Source organism: Flexilinea flocculi, from assembly GCF_001192795.1.
Classification (GTDB): Bacteria; Chloroflexota; Anaerolineae; order Anaerolineales; family Anaerolineaceae; genus Flexilinea; species Flexilinea flocculi.
The window spans coordinates 86,367-103,562 of record NZ_DF968179.1; the positions used below are offsets into that span (position 1 = coordinate 86,367).

General features: G+C 40.9%; 13 protein-coding genes. 12 read left to right on the plus strand and 1 reads right to left on the minus strand.

The annotated features are described in order from the left end of the window. Window positions 1-425: 425 nt before the first annotated feature. From ATC1_RS00370 to ATC1_RS00430, 12 genes are all read left to right on the plus strand, one after another. The gene (locus tag ATC1_RS00370) at window positions 426-1,310 is read left to right on the plus strand and encodes an NAD(+)/NADH kinase (protein ID WP_062276907.1); all 885 of its coding nucleotides are present in this window, start codon (window positions 426-428) and stop codon (window positions 1,308-1,310) included. After that, on the plus strand, window positions 1,307-1,867 hold the full coding sequence (locus tag ATC1_RS00375) for a B-box zinc finger protein (RefSeq protein ID WP_062276910.1): 561 nt from the start codon (window positions 1,307-1,309) through the stop codon (window positions 1,865-1,867). The genes ATC1_RS00370 and ATC1_RS00375 overlap by 4 nt, the downstream gene beginning before the upstream one ends. A gap of 6 nt (window positions 1,868-1,873) precedes the next feature. Beyond that, window positions 1,874-3,610, plus strand: coding sequence for a DNA repair protein RecN (gene recN, locus ATC1_RS00380; RefSeq protein ID WP_062276913.1), 1,737 nt, complete (start codon window positions 1,874-1,876; stop codon window positions 3,608-3,610). Window positions 3,611-3,832: 222 nt separating this feature from the next. After that, complete coding sequence (locus ATC1_RS00385) at window positions 3,833-4,615, plus strand: SdrD B-like domain and LysM peptidoglycan-binding domain-containing protein (RefSeq protein WP_062276916.1); 783 nt, start codon at window positions 3,833-3,835, stop codon at window positions 4,613-4,615. An 18-nt stretch (window positions 4,616-4,633) separates the two neighbouring features. After that, window positions 4,634-5,563 (plus strand): hypothetical protein, encoded by a 930-nt coding sequence (locus ATC1_RS00390; protein ID WP_062276919.1) that lies wholly within the window; start codon window positions 4,634-4,636, stop codon window positions 5,561-5,563. Beyond that, entirely contained in the window at window positions 5,563-7,257 is a 1,695-nt protein-coding gene (locus tag ATC1_RS00395; RefSeq protein ID WP_062276922.1) for a R3H domain-containing nucleic acid-binding protein, read from the plus strand. Before ATC1_RS00390 ends, ATC1_RS00395 begins: the two co-directional genes overlap by 1 nt. Before the next feature lie 3 nt (window positions 7,258-7,260). After that, window positions 7,261-7,905 (plus strand): dTMP kinase, encoded by a 645-nt coding sequence (tmk, locus tag ATC1_RS00400; protein ID WP_062276925.1) that lies wholly within the window; start codon window positions 7,261-7,263, stop codon window positions 7,903-7,905. Between the two features lie 325 nt (window positions 7,906-8,230). After that, window positions 8,231-9,550, plus strand: a complete 1,320-nt coding sequence (locus ATC1_RS00405) for a peptidylprolyl isomerase (protein ID WP_062276928.1) — start codon at window positions 8,231-8,233, stop codon at window positions 9,548-9,550. A gap of 241 nt (window positions 9,551-9,791) precedes the next feature. After that, window positions 9,792-10,427, plus strand: coding sequence for a lysophospholipid acyltransferase family protein (locus ATC1_RS00410; RefSeq protein ID WP_172667683.1), 636 nt, complete (start codon window positions 9,792-9,794; stop codon window positions 10,425-10,427). Between the two features lie 545 nt (window positions 10,428-10,972). Beyond that, complete coding sequence (rho, locus tag ATC1_RS00420; RefSeq protein WP_062276937.1) at window positions 10,973-12,247, plus strand: transcription termination factor Rho; 1,275 nt, start codon at window positions 10,973-10,975, stop codon at window positions 12,245-12,247. After that, complete coding sequence (locus ATC1_RS00425) at window positions 12,244-13,347, plus strand: M23 family metallopeptidase (RefSeq protein ID WP_062276940.1); 1,104 nt, start codon at window positions 12,244-12,246, stop codon at window positions 13,345-13,347. The genes rho and ATC1_RS00425 overlap by 4 nt, the downstream gene beginning before the upstream one ends. 226 nt (window positions 13,348-13,573) lie before the next feature. After that, a complete protein-coding gene (locus tag ATC1_RS00430; RefSeq protein ID WP_062276943.1) occupies window positions 13,574-15,430 on the plus strand; it encodes a S9 family peptidase in 1,857 nt (618 codons plus the stop codon). A gap of 259 nt (window positions 15,431-15,689) precedes the next feature. Here the strand turns inward: ATC1_RS00430 and ATC1_RS00435 are convergent, their stop codons facing one another. Next, window positions 15,690-17,174 (minus strand): bifunctional glycosyltransferase/class I SAM-dependent methyltransferase, encoded by a 1,485-nt coding sequence (locus tag ATC1_RS00435; RefSeq protein ID WP_062276945.1) that lies wholly within the window; start codon window positions 17,172-17,174, stop codon window positions 15,690-15,692. Window positions 17,175-17,196: the final 22 nt, after the last annotated feature.

The following is a 17,196-nucleotide window of genomic DNA, read 5'->3' on the forward strand; positions in this document are numbered from 1 at the left end:
TATTTCATTCGATGAGATAATGCGCCTTCATTATTTATGGATCAAAAAAGCACAGCAACGAATAATCCCTCCCATAATTCGAATTGCTATAAGGAACCTGTCATTGCGTGGCAATCTCCCCGGCACATGTAGGGCAAAGCGCCATCCGGAAAGAGATTGCTTCTCAATGATCGCAATGACAGATCCATCCATATTTCGAACAGCAGATGAAAGAAATTACACTTCCGATAAAGAAAATTGAATTCTATTTTCATAGGAATTACTGGGTAAAACTGAATCACAACGATGGAAACAAAATTTTCGTATACAATTGAAAAGAAAAATTAAAATAATCATTTATAGCAACATTATCAGAATGACGATTTAAGAGAGATGGTTATGACTATCTCTGAAAAGAACTGATACAAAATAGAAATTGAAAACAAATGAAACCGCCATTAAAAAAGCCTGAACGAATCGCTGTTACCTGGGCTCCGAGTTTACAGGAAGCAAAATTCGAAGCGATGAAAATCGTAAAAGAGATTTCGTCTGCCGGAGGGAAAACCGTTACGGCGGAAGGATTCTCCTTATATGATTCAAGATTCCGCGAAATATTACAGAGTGAACCCTATGATCTGGTAATTACGCTGGGTGGGGATGGAACAATGTTGCGCACTGGAAAATTATGCGCTCCTGTGCATGTTCCCATCTGCGGGATCAATATGGGCAGTTTTGGATTTCTGATTGAAGTTCAGCAAAATCAGTGGCATGAAATGATCCCATTACTGTTGGATGGATCGTGGAAAATTGAAGAACGGATGATGCTTCATGTCGAACTACAGAGAAAATTCAGTAATCTGCTGCAATGGGAGGTGCTGAATGATGCAGTGGTTGCACACGGGGCAGAACTGCGGCCAATTCGAGTGAATGTCAAAGTCAGCGGCCACCTTCTGACCGATTATGTTGCGGACGGGTTAATTGTCTCAACTGCTACCGGATCTACAGCGTATGCGATGGCTGCAGGAGGACCGATTCTTCAACCTGAGTTACGAAATATGCTGGTAATTCCCATTGCTCCGCATCTGTGTCTGGATCGCGGTTTGATTTTACAGGAAGGTGAAACGGTCGATATTTCCGTTGCAGCAGATCACGAAACCGTTTTTTCTCCGGATGGTGCAAAAGGTGTAATTTTGTCTGAGGATGATCGCATATGCGTCTCTTCTTCCGAATACTCTGCTCAATTCATCCGATTTCGGGATAACGGTTTTTTTTACCAAAATTTCATTCAATATATGCAGCGGAATCCAAGCGCTGTAAGAGATAAATCATGAATTCGAATACAAATCACATTCAAACATGCTATAAACATCCAAACCGCCAGACTGTACTGCGGTGTAATCAATGCGGACGTCCAATTTGTCTGGATTGTGCCGTGTCTACTCCTACCGGATATCGCTGCAAAGAATGTATAAAAGAGCAACAGAGACGATTTAATAACAGTATCCCGCGGGATTATATCTTTGCAGGATTGATTGCCTTTATTCTTGGATTGGCGGGTTCATATTTCTTAATAGTGCTCCGTATATTATCCGGAATTTTCGCACTGTTGCTTGGCCCTTCCATCGGGATGCTGGTGGTGAAACTGGTGCGTGCTGTCACCCAAAAAAGGCGGTCCTCCACGTTAAATCATGTAACCGTCATTGCAGCAGGTATTGGAGCCGGTCTTCCATTACTCAGCAACGTTTTTCGTATCTTACAATCCATTGTTGTTGGAAATTTTCGTTTATTATTCAGTAATACACTTGAAATTGGCTGGGGCGTTGCCTTTCTGGTTCTCTTATGCAGTGTTATCCTGTCAAATATGAAAGGTTTTTCAATTCGAAGATAATTCCTTATGCTAAAAGAGATTGCAATCCACAACTTTGCTATCATTGATGAACTGGAATTGACCTTTTCTGATGGTTTTAATGCTTTTACCGGTGAAACTGGTGCAGGAAAGTCCATTATTCTGGATGCTGTATCGATGGTACTTGGCGGCAAATCGGATCCGACTTTTGTACGGGATGGATCAGGACGTGCAGTCATTGAAGCTGTTTTTTCCTGCGGGGATTACAAAGAAGTCATTCGAGAAATCCTTCTTCGCGAAGATTTGTTGGATGAAACCGATTTCGAAGAGCTGATAATGACACGTGAAATACGGGCTGAAGGGCGGAGCATTGCCCGTATCAATGGGCATAATGTGAGTTTATCGGTGATGCACGAAATTGGAGAATATTTTGTTGATATTCATGGGCAATCCGAGCATTTGTCGTTGCTGAATCCGAGAAACCACATTCATATATTGGATCGATTCGCGATGAACCAGGATTTGCTGAAGGTCTATCATGAGAAACTGAAAAAATTGCAGACCGTTCAACGGCAGTTAAAATCATTGCGCGTTGGCGAAGAAGAGAGTCTTCGTCAGAAAGATATGCTGACATTCCAGATCAATGAAATTGAATCCGCAAAAATATCTGAAAATGAAGAAGTAGATTTAATAAAAGAACGCGATCGGTTGGGGAATATTGAAAATCTGAGTAAGTATATCCGTCAAAGTATTCAGTATCTGGAAGGAAACAATACAGAAATTCCTGGCATCATCGATCTATTGGGACTTTTAACAAAATCTTTTGAGAACCTTGTAAAAAATGATTCGGATATTCAGACAGTCAGTGACACGGTTTTTTCAATCAGTGAACAGGCAAATGAAATATACGATTTTTTGCAGCACTATCAGGATCGATTGGAATTCAATCCGCATCGCTTAGAACAAATCGAAGAGCGTTTAATGATCATCAATGGCTTAAAAAGGAAGTATGGCGGAAGTATTCCGAATGTTTTGAGTTTTGCATTGAAAGCACAAGAAAAATTATCCCATCTGGAAAATTCGGAAGAAGAAATTGAAAATCTGGTTGAACAAGAGAAACAGTTATTGAATGAACTGTCGTTGATTGCGTGCCAGTTATCTGAAAAACGGATAGCTTCTGCACGAAAAGTAAGTCAGGACGTTGAAAAAGAGCTGGGAGACCTCCATATGGCCAATGCAAAATTCCAAGTTTCTATGACAACGCGTGAGGATGAGAACGGACTGCTGAATTCTTCAGGACAACGATTCGTATTTAATGAAAACGGGTTTGATGAGGTGGAATTTTTAATCGCTCCAAATCCTGGGGAGGGATTGAAACCTCTTTCAAAAATCGCATCTGGTGGTGAAACATCACGATTAATGCTCGCATTGAAAAATTCGCTTGCAAGTGCGGATGCGATTCCAACACTGGTTTTTGATGAAATTGATCAGGGAATTGGCGGACGAATAGGCTCCATTGTCGGAGAAAAAATTTGGAATATTTCTCGGAATCATCAGGTTCTATGTATAACGCACCTTCCGCAATTAGCGGCTTTTTTTGACGTTCATTTCCATGTGTCGAAGGAAGTTATCAATGGACGAACTAGGACGATTGTTCAGCGAATGGATCGAGAATCCAGCATTCATGAAATGGCATCGTTGTTAGGATCTGATTCAGAAGAAAACATACTGGCAGCCGAAGCTATGCTAAAAGACGCTGAAACCCGGAAGTCAAAGAAAAAATAATTACTCATTCGAAATATGAATTCCCAGTGATTTGAAGAATGGATATTCTTTTAAAATAAAGGGAGAAAGCTCGTTGCTGTGTTGTTTTTGCGCAAAACGCAAAAACAACACAGCAACAAATAATTCTTTCCAAATTTGGAATTGTTGCGAATTACTGGTATCAAATTCGAATTACTGAAAAATGATATAATTCGCTTTAGGAGCATGCTTAAAGGAAGCCGGATGAACCAAAAAAGAGTGAAAATACTATTTCTGATTCTGCTGTTTTTATCGGTAACAGTAAATCAAAATTTCCACGTCGTTGCAGCTCCAATGAAACAGGCTTTAGCTTCACCGACACCTGATTTAGATGGAAAAATCCTTTACACAGTAACCGATAATGATACTTGTCTGAGTGTTTCCCTGAAAATGGGAATTGATATCGATACCATTAAAAGCCTCAATAAACTGGATGAAAATTGTACGTTATTTTCTGGTACGCAGATCTTGCTGGGCATATACAGCACACCGACTCCGACCGCAGGACCTTCACCGACTCCAACTGAAATTCTTCCGACTCCGACACCGTTTAATGGCAATGCGCAGCTCTGTATCTATCTGTTTGAAGACATCAACGGGAATGCAACGGCTGAAGAAAATGAATCTGGAATCGGCGGGGGAGCTGTCAGTGTCACAAAAAAGAGCGGAAGTGAAACCTTCACCGGATTGACAACAGGAATCGATCTGTTGTGTTTTCCTGAAGTTCCTGAGGGTGAATATAATATCAGTGTGGCACCGCCTAATGAATATAATGCCACAACCAACATGAACTACGCGATAACGGTAAAAGCAGGTGATATGACTCAGGTCAACTTTGGCGCACAGAAACAAGCAGCGTTCGAGGACACTGGCACAGAGCAATCCGGAACACGGCGTTCTCCAGTCATGGCGCTTTTAGGAATCGGATTGATTCTGGTTGGTATTGTGATAGCAGTGATATTTGGAATTGTCAAAAGAAGAGATTAACAGGAATCTTGTGCATTTGTGATTAAAGTTCGACTATTCCGTATTTATGATCTGACCTTTTTCCTTGACAAGAAAAGTAAAATTATTTGCTTGATTAACCGAGTCCGGTATACTGGTTGTCAGCTTTCACTGATAAATTGTCTGCTGGATTATTTCGGTTTGACTTCACTGGAAATCTCTGCAGTATGTTACACATCACCTGCCGAATACTATTGGGGTGGATTAGCAAGTTTGGAAAGACGAGGAACCACGTCCTGGATTAATTGGTTGATAGCCAGTGAGAAAGCTGACAACCTCAATCTTCCGTTGCTGCTGGATTTTTTAGTAACAGCCGCTGGAAATGAACAAATGAAATATTTGGCAGCCGTTGTAGATGAAAACCAATGGTTTTGCAGTTCTTTTCGTCTGAACGGTTTTTCAATTTATTCAAGACAGTGTGTATGGCATCTTTGTGCTTCTTCCATTCCAACGGATGAGCATTGGACATCAGAGCTGATCGAGCCTTTTAATGAATGCGATCTTTTCCTTCAATCGCAGATCCCGCCATTAATTCGTCAAATTGGCAATAATTGGAGCAATAACCAGGTTTATATTCTCAGGAAAAATAATCAAATTATTCTTTGTGCAAAAATTGAACTATTCAAAAAACAGGTCTACATTGAACCAGTATTTCATCCGGAAGCAGAAAATCCTGGCAATTTATTGGTGCAATTGGCTTCATGGGTTTGTCAAAGTCCAGAAATTGAGATTCGAGTGGCAATTCCCGGGTTTCAAGCCTGGCTGACTGAATCCTTATTGTCTGAGGGATTTCAAATTGAAATGAAACAGATTATTTATGTGAAAAACCTCACTGTAAAAGTAACTGATGAAGTTATGTCATTTGCGTTTGATCAGAAAAAATTACAACCGATAGGACCGCATCAATACCATGCGATCGAAAAGAAATAATGAAAAATTACGATAATAATTTAGATGATATCTATGCGCTTGTAGCAATTTTACCGGAACGCCTATCTTTTCCAATTCATACAATAGGTAATTTTGATGAATTGGTCGAAATTGTTCTGGATGTCGGACGGCCACCAACTGCGCGTTATGTGAAAGAAGAAATTCAATTATCCGAACAGGAAGTTCTTGCTGAGGAGATCGAATATATCGTCAAGAATGTCGGTGACTTTGATCTGGATAATCGTGCCGGCATGGAACGAACGCTGCATCGAATCTCTGCAATCAGAAATCGAAAAGGCAAAATCATTGGTCTTACATGTCGTGTGGGTCGGGCAATTTTTGGAACGCTGGAAATTATCCAGGATTTTGTTGAATCCGGGCGAAGTATCTTGATACTTGGAAAACCCGGTATTGGGAAAACGACTATGCTGCGGGAAGCAGCCCGTGTTTTAGCTGAAAACCATCGTGTTGTGATCGTAGATACCTCCAATGAGATTGGCGGTGATGGGGATGTTCCGCATCCTGCTGTAGGAAAAGCTCGCCGGATGCAGGTAGCAAAGCCGGCATTGCAGCATGAGGTTATGATCGAGGCTGTTGAAAACCATAATCCGGAAGTGATTGTGATTGATGAAATTGGACGTGAACTGGAAGCTACCGCAGCACGAACCATTGCTGAACGGGGTGTACAATTGATCGGTACAGCTCATGGCCGAACGCTTAACAATTTGCTGATGAATCCAACGTTATCCGATCTTATTGGCGGAATTGAATCTGTTACATTATCGGATGAGGAAGCAAAAAGACGCGGAACACAAAAGACCGTTCTTGAGCGGCGCTCTCCCCCGACTTTTGATGTGTTGGTTGAGATAAAAGAAAGAAATTGTATTATTGTTTATCCGGATGTGGCAGCGGCCGTTGATGCCCTGGTTCGGGGTATTGAATTGAATCCCGAATTAAGAAGAAAAACAGATAAAGGCGATATTGTCCGTGAAAAAGCACCAGCTCCAGTCCTCGAAGGAAATGGAAATGGATTTTCCGTAAATGATACAACCGAGAAATCCCGCCAAAAATATAATATTATTCAAATTTCAGGCAAAAGCCGAAAACAACTCGATTCATTCAAAACCAATCCTGAAAATCTGACCAGGACAAACAGCAAAAAAACTGATTCAAATATTTCGATGGATGGCTTTTTGGATTACAAGCCAGGTGGCATGGTTTCAGAACCTGTAAAAATTTTCCCCCATGGAGTGGCTCGAAATCGGCTGATGGAAGCTGCTGAACGAATTCAAGTGCCGATTCGCATTGTGAATAGTATTGAAGAAGCTGATATTTTTATGACCTTGAAGCCTTATTATCGGGATCGCCAGCAGGTCATACTGGATGCCGAAGCGCGAAATATACCCATTTATGTCCTGCGTTCGAACACGATTAATCAAATGGAATACTCTCTTGCCAATGTTTTTGACGTTAAAGTAAATATTCAGGCAACTGACTGGAACACCGTTGAGAAAGAGACGTTATCCGCAATTCAAAAGGTGTTGAGCGGTCAGGCATCATGGATTGATCTTTCACCTGCAGACCATTCTATTCGACATATGCAGCACGAAATGGTCCAGCAAGCCGGGTTGATTTCTCAATCCTATGGAAAAGAACCGATGCGTCGAATTCGAATCTATCAAAATCCGGAGTGACCGATGTTTATTACCTTTGAGGGACCTGACGGTTCCGGAAAAACAACGCAAGTTCAAAAAATTGTCCATATATTGATGGATGAGGGATATGATGTCGTTACAACCCGTGAACCGGGAGGTACTGAGATCAGCAATCAAGTCCGTGAAGTATTGATGAATTTGCGTAACAAGAATATGTTTCCGCGGACAGAAATTTTGCTTTTTTGTTCAGCAAGGGCACAGTTAGTGGAAGAAGTTATCCGTCCGGCGCTACGTGAAGGAAAAATCGTTATCAGTGACCGGTACTCCGATTCCACCCTGGCCTATCAAGGTTTTGGGCATGGCTTTGATCAACAGACACTCAAGCAATTACTGAATTTTGCAACAGGCAATTTGTGGCCTGATATGACCTTCCTTTTGGATATTCCGGCTGAGAAAGGGCTTCAGCGCAGAATCTCCAATAACGTTGAATGGAATCGCATGGATGATTATCAATTGACCTTCCATCAGCGAGTCCGCGATGGTTATATGTCTTTGGTTGAGGAATGTCCGATGCGGTGGGAAGTGATCAATGCGGATCAGCCGGAAAATTTGGTTCATGAAGAAATCAGACGGCGACTCCATGATCGGATGAATCAATTCAGAAAAACAATTCTCTGCTCAAGTTAGAAGAAAACGCTGACTATCTCAATCCGGAACGGCAAGTTTATTATAAGGAGCAGCAATTCGAAAAGGTAAGCCATGTTTAGAATTGTTGTATGAGCAGAGAATTACTTGTTATTCTGTCGGTTTTCCGCAGAAAAATAAATAACAGAATAATAAATTTATCTTTACTCATCATAAAAAGCTTTTCCACAATCCGAGTTACTGATCAATTATGTAAAAAAAATCAAGTATTTGTTAATACAAAGATAAACTAACAAAATACGAAACGGTGATTTACAATAACGTAATCAATATGCGTCATATGGATAAATGAAAGGAATTCTTGCAAATGCAAAAAAAAGGATTAACGTCAATCATTTTTGTTTTTATGCTCGTTATCACGATTTGTTTTTCCGCTGCGGCAGAAGATGAATGGACTGCGTTTCAGCCGAGCGAAACAGCCTCCGGTTCAATTGCGTGTAACGTTGTCGGTCCATTAGGCCCAAATGAAAAAGTTTCAAAGATTCTTCCTCCCATTTCCGATACGGACTGGAGTACAGGACCGGAAGATGCACCGCTGACGATTTTAGAATATGCGGATTTTCAATGCCCATATTGTTCACAAGCCGGTATTGCATTAATCGACTTTCAACGACAGTTTCCGAATGATGTTCGGTATGTTTACCGCCATTTTCCATTAAGTTTTCATGATAAAGCGCCAACCGCTGCTTATGCTGCGGATGCCGCCGGTGCGCAGGGATACTTTTTTGAAGCGGAAGAATTCCTTTATGGAACTCAAAATGAATGGTCTGTTCTTGAGTCGATCGAGGCTTTTGATTCCTGGCTGAAAGAAAAATTTAAAACAGAAATACCTGACTTGGACTATGATCAATGGCTGAAAGATTATCAGAGTGAAGAAATTCATCAGAAAATCGACGCAGCTTATGACGAAGTATTATCCTATGTAAAAGATGATGGCAGCCAATTAATCACTGGAACTCCGTCAATTTTTCTGAATTTCAATGGATATCAGGGATCTTTGGACACAGAAGCTTTAAAAAAATATTTGAATTTATTTAAACTTCAGAGCCGCGTATTCAATTCATGTCCTGCTTTGACACTGGATTCTTCAAAAGACTATCGCGCTGTTGTCGATACATCCAAAGGACAGATCACATTTGATTTGTTCACAGATAAAGCACCTCTTGCCGTCAACAATTTTGTCTTCCTTGCAACTAACGGCTGGTATGATAAGAACACTTTCCATCGAATTGTTCCGAATTTTGTCGCTCAAACAGGTGATCCCAGTGCAACCGGTTTAGGAACTCCTGGGTATTATTTCGCTGATGAGGTCAGTGATGCCAAATTTGGTGAACCGGGCATGGTCGGAATGGCGAATTCCGGAGCCAATAAGAATGGCAGCCAGTTTTTCTTCACATATAACTTACATGATTATTATGAAAAATCCATTAATGATGCCAATGCAAATCTGAAAGATGAGAAAAAGCTGACTGCTGAAATGGTTGAAGCGGAAGTACAACAACAATTAGATGATCTTTCGCAAAAATATTCTGTATTCGGTAAGATTTCATCAGGATATGACATTGTAGAGTCTTTAGAACAGGGTGATCAAATCCTCAGTATAAAAATCGAAGAGAAAGCAAAATAAAACACAACAGTTTGAAAGTTTTTACAACTGATCGAATTAAAAACGAAAAGTGACTTTACATATTCAGTAATCCGAAATATAGACTTGCTTCCTTGGTTGATTCAACCGACAGGTCTATATTTCGAATTATTTTCTATTAAAATATTTTTGGCATCAGAAAGAGAGGATCATTCTGAAAAGTTTTATTAATCGTGATTCAGCATTTAAAATATTTAATACGCTTTATCGCATATTGACTCATGTGACCATTGAGAATCTGGAGTTTTTTCCAAAGAACGGCCCGTTGATTTTGGCCATGAACCACATGAGCCGCATTGATTTTCCTTTATTATGCGCAACGGATTACCGTTTAGACTGGACGGCGCTAGTTGCTGATAAATATCAAAAATGGTGGCTCTTTAAATATATCTGTGACCATACAGATATGATCTGGATCGATCGCTCAAAAGCAGATTTTGAGGCCTTTAAAAAAGCTTTTGAATGGATAAAATCAGGAAATTTGCTTGTTTTAGCACCGGAGGGAACCCGGAGCCGTAACGCACAGCTTCTGGAGGCGAAAACAGGAATTGTAATGCTTGCTGTAAAAGCCGGTGTGCCTGTTTGTACGGCAAGTATCACTGGAACCGAACATTTTATGAATGATTTTCTACATTTCAGAAAACCGCGAATCACAATCCGATTCAGTCCACCCGTGATTCTTCCGAAGATTGATCCGGAAAATCGGGAGAAATCACTGCGCGAAAGTACAGATGAAGTGATGTGCAGAATTGCGGCGATGCTTCCGGAATCATACAGAGGCTTTTATAAAGATTTTCCAAGAGTGAAGGAACTTTTGTCAGAATGGAAGAGTATTCCGCAGCTTAAAATTCCACAATGATAAACTATCAGTTCAATCTAATAAGGTTTTATTTAGAAAAGGCAGCAAATAGCGGAATTCTAAAAACGACTTAGAATATGAAAAGAGACTATTCGTTGTTGAAGGTGTTTTTGTAGTGAGAAAATGCCTTTCAACAACAATATTTTCTCTATTTTCTTGATAGATTTACTGAGAATTCAAAATTTCTTTACAATTCGATTGAAATAATGCTATAATAATTAAAATCCGGTTGAAAAACGGATTCATTTAGACTTTGTTTCTTTTTTCTCTGATCTGAGGGAAGCCTGCTTTCGGAGAATTCATCAGGTAACTATCTTGCTCATCAAACCAAATTTCTCCATTAATCTTTAAAATTTGGATGGACAATATCCCATAAATTTCTTTTACGCTTTTTACGAATAATATACTGGTTTGTACTTTCGGTTTTATTGAAAAACACGATCGATGATGTTTCATCAGTTTGTCTTTAATTGAACTGTGTCTCCTCAGTTCTGAATTTTGTTCTCAAATTTAATAAATTTAACACATAGGATAGAAAAACATATATGAAGACAGAAGGTTTGGATAATTTAACGCTGGCAGAACTGCGAAAAATCGCTAAGGATATGGAAATTCCAAATTCTCAGCGGATGAAAAAAGATGCATTGGTTGTCAGAATTCGGCAAGCTGAAGGTGAAAAAGAAGGAGTCGAAATTCGAGGCGGAATTCTGGAAATCATGAATGAAGGGATTGGCTTTCTGCGGGCAAATTATCAAATTGGTCCCGAAGATGTTTATGTATCCCAGGCACAATTACGACGATATGATTTGAGGGGCGGCGATCAGGTAATCGGTTTGGTTCGTCCTCCACGGGAATCCGAAAGACATTATGGATTATTAAAAGTCGAGTCTATTAATGGCCTTACTCCGGAAGAAGCAAAACACCGAAAGACTTTTGAGTCTATGACACCGATTTTCCCGGAAGAACGTTTTGATCTTGAGTATGATCATGCCAGTTTAGCCTCCCGATTAATTAATTTAATTGCACCCATCGGCCGTGGACAGCGTGGAATGATTGTATCTCCGCCTAAAGCTGGAAAGACAACCATTTTAAAACAAATTGCCAATGCAATCTCATCCAGTTATCCGGATGTTCATTTAATCATTGCCTTGATTGGTGAACGGCCGGAAGAAGTCACCGATATGGATCGGTCTGTCGATGCAGAAGTTGTGGCCTCAACGTTTGATGAACCGGTTAATTCACATGTTCGCACATCGGAAATTACGTTGGATCGAGCGAAACGACTGGTAGAAATCGGCAAGGATGTTGTCATCCTTATGGATAGCTTAACCAGGCTGGCACGGGCTTATAATATGGTAGTAAATCCATCCGGACGTACACTTTCCGGTGGTATGGATCCTTCCGCGATGTATCCTCCAAAACGTTTTTTCGGAGCAGCAAGAAATTTGGAGGAAGGCGGATCACTGACGATATTGGCGACTGCATTGGTCGATACGGGATCCAGATTGGATGATGTTGTATATGAAGAGTTCAAAGGAACCGGCAATATGGAACTTCATCTTTCCAGAAAACTGCAGGAAAGACGCATCTTCCCTGCTATCGATATTGAAAAATCTGGAACAAGACGAGAAGAATTACTTTTAGGTCCGGATTTGCTGCCTCGTGTCTGGTTGATGCGTCGGATGTATATGCAAATGATTGGACAGCCGCCACAGGGAGCTGGAATGGATACAGCGGTAGCGACAGAGGCCATTATTCAAAAAATGTCAAAGGCCAAAACGAATCTTGAATTCTTAGAGAATTTGACGGAGGGTATGTGAGTTTTAAATCCATGAAGCCGGATAATCGTCAATCGGGACTTCCGGCGTGGATCACAATTTCATTATGGGTGTTTGCTCTGATCTGTGTCTTTTTCATGGGAGTTGTCATGGTTCAGAGAACCCCTTATATTCGTGGGACAACCGATAAGAACGGAATATCAAAAAATCCAGGATCGCAATTGGCTGTTCAGGTCGAGTCGAATCCGGCTTTACCGGATTCCCTGGCTGAATTGAAGATTGATGAACCGAATTCACTCAACCGAAAAACCGACCTGACGACAAACAAACCGGATCGCGGGAATATGGAACCGGTAAAATATACGATCAAGGCGGGAGATTCCATCTATGGCATTGCGAAAAAGTATGGATTGGAACCCGAAAGTGTTTTATGGGCGAATTATGATGTGCTTTATGATGATGTTCAAAATATCTCAATCGGTGATGAAATTATTATTCCCCCCGGTGACGGAATCTATTACAAATGGAAAGAAAGCGATGTATTGCAGAAAGTTGCCGATAAGTATCGCGTAGAGGTAAAGGATATTCTTGCTTATCCGGCAAATTATCTGGACATCACCAATCCGCAGATTAAGCCCGGTGATTACCTGATGCTTCCCGGTGGTTATCGGGAAACTGCCGTGATCAATCCGATTGTCTTCGATTATTCAAAAGGTTCCGGTGTGAAGAAGAGTATTGTCGGACCTGGTGGCTGTTCTTGGGATTATCAGGCATATGGAAGTGGCTCTTTTGTCTGGCCGACTGCAAACCATACCTTAACAGGCAACGATTTCTGGTCAGGTCATCTGGGAGTTGATTTGGGAACAGTAGAAGGTGGGCCGATTTATGCTGCAGATAGCGGAACTGTGATCTATTCCGGTCCAATCAGCGGCGGTTATGGAATTATGGTCATGTTGGATCATGGAAATGGATATCAAACGCTTTATGCCCACTTAAGCTCGACTTCAGTCGGCTGCGGACAGAGCGTTTCTCAGGGACAAGTGATCGGATATGGCGGAAGTACAGGAAACTCGACCGGGCCTCACCTCCATTTTGAGGTACGGTATGCTGGCGGTTACGTCAATCCATGGAATGTTTTATAAAAAAAGCGCGTAAGCGCTTTTTTTAATCAGCGATTTCAATCAGGAAGATACCTTATTCGAATGGTTAATCCAAATATCGAATATCTTGAATTATCGCCATTAATGAAAAATGTGAATAGAATTCTTTGCTATCGTGATGGCTTTCCCCGAAACCATCACGATAGCACGTATTTCCCGATTGATTCAAATAGTAAGTCGATATTTCGAATTATTGCAGGAGGTTTTCATGAAAAAAATCCCGTTTGGTTTATGGCAGACCCCTGTTGATGAAGAATTTGTAACCCATCGCGGCAAAATATCCGAGATCAAATGGGATACACAAAATTCCATTGACACACTGGTTTTTTCTGGATCCAAAGATGGAAAAAGCTTTCTCAATGCATGGAGCTTACAAAATGGGTTGCGGGAACTCGGCGGCGGATATGCTGTAGGTGGATCGGTGGGATATGGCGGCGGTGACTTTGATATCCGTGATGGCAGGATCCTTTTTGCAGCGGGTGAAAAGGGGCTTTGCATGAGAAATCTTGGCAGATCATTGATCCAGGAATTAACAAATGACCGGTATGCGACAGCTTCCCCTGTGATTTCTCCGAATCATCGTTTCATAGCATATATCTGCAGCGATGGTGAAAATGATTGCATTGCGCTGCTTTCGCTTGCAGACAAATCCTGGCCTGTTCTGTGGATTAAAGGTTCTGACTTTTATATGCAGCCAACCTGGAGCTCCGACGGACGTTATTTTTCCTGGGTGGAATGGGATCATCCTCATATGGCGTGGCAGGCATCCAGAGTAATGCTGGCTGAAATCGATCCCTCCGACAGCCGAATTATTACCATGCGTATCGTCAGCGGCGGCGAATTTCTCCCTGCAAGTCAGCCGCAGTTTTCACCAGATAGTAGACTACTTAGTTTTATTCGTTCAAATGGAGAATGGGAAGATCTAGTTTTGGTCGATCTGGAAGATGGGTCAGAACGGATTGTCATACATGGAGAACGTTTTTCACTCTCCAATCCTGCTTTCAGTCAGGGCGTTCACTCTTATGACTGGTTTGGTGATAATCAACGTATTTTGTATACAAAAATCTATGGTCCAAAAAATACATTGTGGATAAAAGATATTAAATCCGGATCGGAAGAACTGCTTGAAATTCCTGATTATACGATCTTTCATACAGTATCCGTTTCGAAAACCGAAGGAAAAATTGCCGCGATTGCATCAAGTCCAACTACCTTTCCGCAGGTTATCTGCATGGATCACAATCAGATTTTCATCGTTTTTCGAACAAATTCTGATGATTTACCGCTGGAGTATTTCTCAAAACCGCGCGAGTTGTCCTGGGAAGCGAAAAATGGCACAACAATTTACGGTCTTTACTATCCCCCTCTAAATCCGAATTTTTCCTGGCAAGGTCTTCCGCCGGCGATTGTTCGTCCCCACAGCGGTCCTACCGGAAAAGCAGAGCTGGCTTTGTATCCAGAAATACAATATTTTACATCCAGAGGATTTGGATGGCTGGAGGTGAATTATCGCGGAAGCCATGGATACGGCAGATCTTATTTGGAATCCCTGAATGGACATTGGGGAGAGTATGATGTTGAGGATACAATTACCGGTGCAGCGGTGCTGACAAAGATGGGATTTGCGGATCCCCAGCGTATATTTCTAATGGGAAGCAGCGCAGGCGGTTACACCGTCTACAATGTGTTAATTCGTTATCCTGATTCTTTTCGTGCCGGAATCGTTCTATATGGGGTCACAAACCTCTATCAGACCATTACTGACACACATAAATTGGAACTGCATTATACGGATTCTCTGGTAGGGACTCTGCCGGAAGCCAAAGAAAAATTTGATGAATGGTCTCCCGCTTTTCATGCCGAAAAAATATCCACCCCTATAGCAATTTTCCAAGGCGATCGAGATTGTGTGGTTTCTTCTGATCAATCCAGAGAGATCATTGCAAAGATTCGCTCACGGAATATTTTCCGTCTTTATGAAGGGGAAGGTCATGGTTTTCGTAAACCCGAAACAATACGGGATTATTTGCTGACAACAGCCAAATTTTTGATGGAATTCCTGTAAGGATTAGCAGGATACTCATAGGACAGTGTTGATTGTGTTGTTCTTTGATCTTCATGTTCATCGTGAGACGAAAAGACCAACACAATGTCTCTTTTTAATCAGTATTTCGAAATTTGGGAATGCCTTTAACACAAAGAGAGAAGAAATGTTGTTGTGTAATTCTTTACACTCCGTGTAAAAATTACACAACAACTAATAGTTCTTTCCGTATTTCGAATCGCTGCTTTGTGATCGAAAGACCGGATAAAATCTTAGATTACTAGCCAGGTTGCTTTTGTTGTTTCGCATTTTCTAACAACTGCGGCAGTGTCAGGGATGGTTTGGCTGTCATTAAGATCTGATAGGCAAACAACCCTTTTGAAATGTGAATCAGGAAATTGTTAATATGCTGCAGGAATGATGAGAGCCCTTTATGATTGGGTATCGCTTTTTGATAAGGAGCCGGAATCCCTTTAACTGACAAAATTTGAAATCCATTGTCCTTTAACATTCGTTTTAAAGAATTCTGTGTGAACAAACGCTTCTTTTTCATTTCTAGAATGCCTAATTTTCCGTAGTTGAATTTGCCAAAGAATAAGCTGAATCTGGTGATAAAAAAAGCAACATTTCCGGTTGAGATGACGACATTCGGATGATCGGGAGCAAACGATTCCCGTATCTCTTGAAGCAGTTTTTCTGGTGAATCTAAAAATTCAAGTATATCCAACAATAAAATGTAGTTAAATTGACCTTTTATTTCTGAGAAATTAAGATGATTCAAATCTGCCTGGATTGTTTTTTGGGAATATTTTTCCAACTTTTCTGTGATAATCTTGTCAACGGAGGTTACTGAAATATTTTTTTCCGATAATGCCTTTGCCATATAACCAGGTCCGGCTCCCAGATCTAAGACTGTAGCGCCGGAAGGAAGCAAATCAACTGTGAATTGATGAGAGCTGAATAAACCAAACTTGCCCTCATATAATGACTGTTCCTGGCTGTTGATTTCATAATCGAATTTCGGATTATAAAAGAGACCGAAGCGCATGATGCGGGATTCAATACAGGATTTCATGATCATTTTCGCGTATTTCATTCCGTTGACCCGACAGATTTCATCGCCGTATTTTGTCGGGATCGGAATCTCACCGATTCGAAAATGGTTATCGGCTACTTGAATAATGATATCCGTATCAAAATCGTAGTATTTTGAGTCGAACTGAAAAGGTATTTGGCGCAGCACATCGACTTTATACGCTCGAAATCCTGTATGGTATTCGCTTAACTTCTGTTTCAATAATGCATTTTCAGACCAGGTCAAAATCTGGTTGCCAATCCATTTATACAGCGGCATTCCGCCACGTAATGCATCGGTCTTTACTTTCATACGCGATCCGAGCATCACATCGAAATCTCCATTGAGGATCGGTTCAGCCATCTCGTTGATGTATTCGGGAGGATATTGACCGTCTCCATGCAAAAGAATAACCACATCAAAATGGTGATCAATTGCATAAAGATATCCAATTTGCTGATTTCCACCATATCCCTGGTTGATTGGATTATACAGGTTGGTTATCGTTATTTCCGGATGGGCAAATGCAAATTTTTGTGCCAATTCATACGTTCTGTCTTTTGAGCAGTCATCGATTACTAAAATTTCATAATAATATGAATCGTTGATTTGTGCGGATATTCGATCCAGCACATTTTCAATAAAATTTTCTGCCTGATAAGCGACCACAAAGACTAAAATTTTTTTCATTCGATTGGATTCAAGTTCTTTC

What these genes read in the sequence shown, in the direction of transcription:
- rho (WP_062276937.1), top strand. Translation starts at nt 10,973, where the DNA reads ATGAAGACAGAAGGTTTGGATAATTTAACGCTGGCAGAACTGCGAAAA.
- ATC1_RS00430 (WP_062276943.1), top strand. Translation starts at nt 13,574, where the DNA reads ATGAAAAAAATCCCGTTTGGTTTATGGCAGACCCCTGTTGATGAAGAA.
- ATC1_RS00375 (WP_062276910.1), top strand. Translation starts at nt 1,307, where the DNA reads ATGAATTCGAATACAAATCACATTCAAACATGCTATAAACATCCAAAC.
- ATC1_RS00385 (WP_062276916.1), top strand. Translation starts at nt 3,833, where the DNA reads ATGAACCAAAAAAGAGTGAAAATACTATTTCTGATTCTGCTGTTTTTA.
- ATC1_RS00370 (WP_062276907.1), top strand. Translation starts at nt 426, where the DNA reads ATGAAACCGCCATTAAAAAAGCCTGAACGAATCGCTGTTACCTGGGCT.
- recN (WP_062276913.1), top strand. Translation starts at nt 1,874, where the DNA reads ATGCTAAAAGAGATTGCAATCCACAACTTTGCTATCATTGATGAACTG.
- ATC1_RS00395 (WP_062276922.1), top strand. Translation starts at nt 5,563, where the DNA reads ATGAAAAATTACGATAATAATTTAGATGATATCTATGCGCTTGTAGCA.
- ATC1_RS00405 (WP_062276928.1), top strand. Translation starts at nt 8,231, where the DNA reads ATGCAAAAAAAAGGATTAACGTCAATCATTTTTGTTTTTATGCTCGTT.
- tmk (WP_062276925.1), top strand. Translation starts at nt 7,261, where the DNA reads ATGTTTATTACCTTTGAGGGACCTGACGGTTCCGGAAAAACAACGCAA.
- ATC1_RS00435 (WP_062276945.1), bottom strand. Translation starts at nt 17,174, where the DNA reads ATGAAAAAAATTTTAGTCTTTGTGGTCGCTTATCAGGCAGAAAATTTT.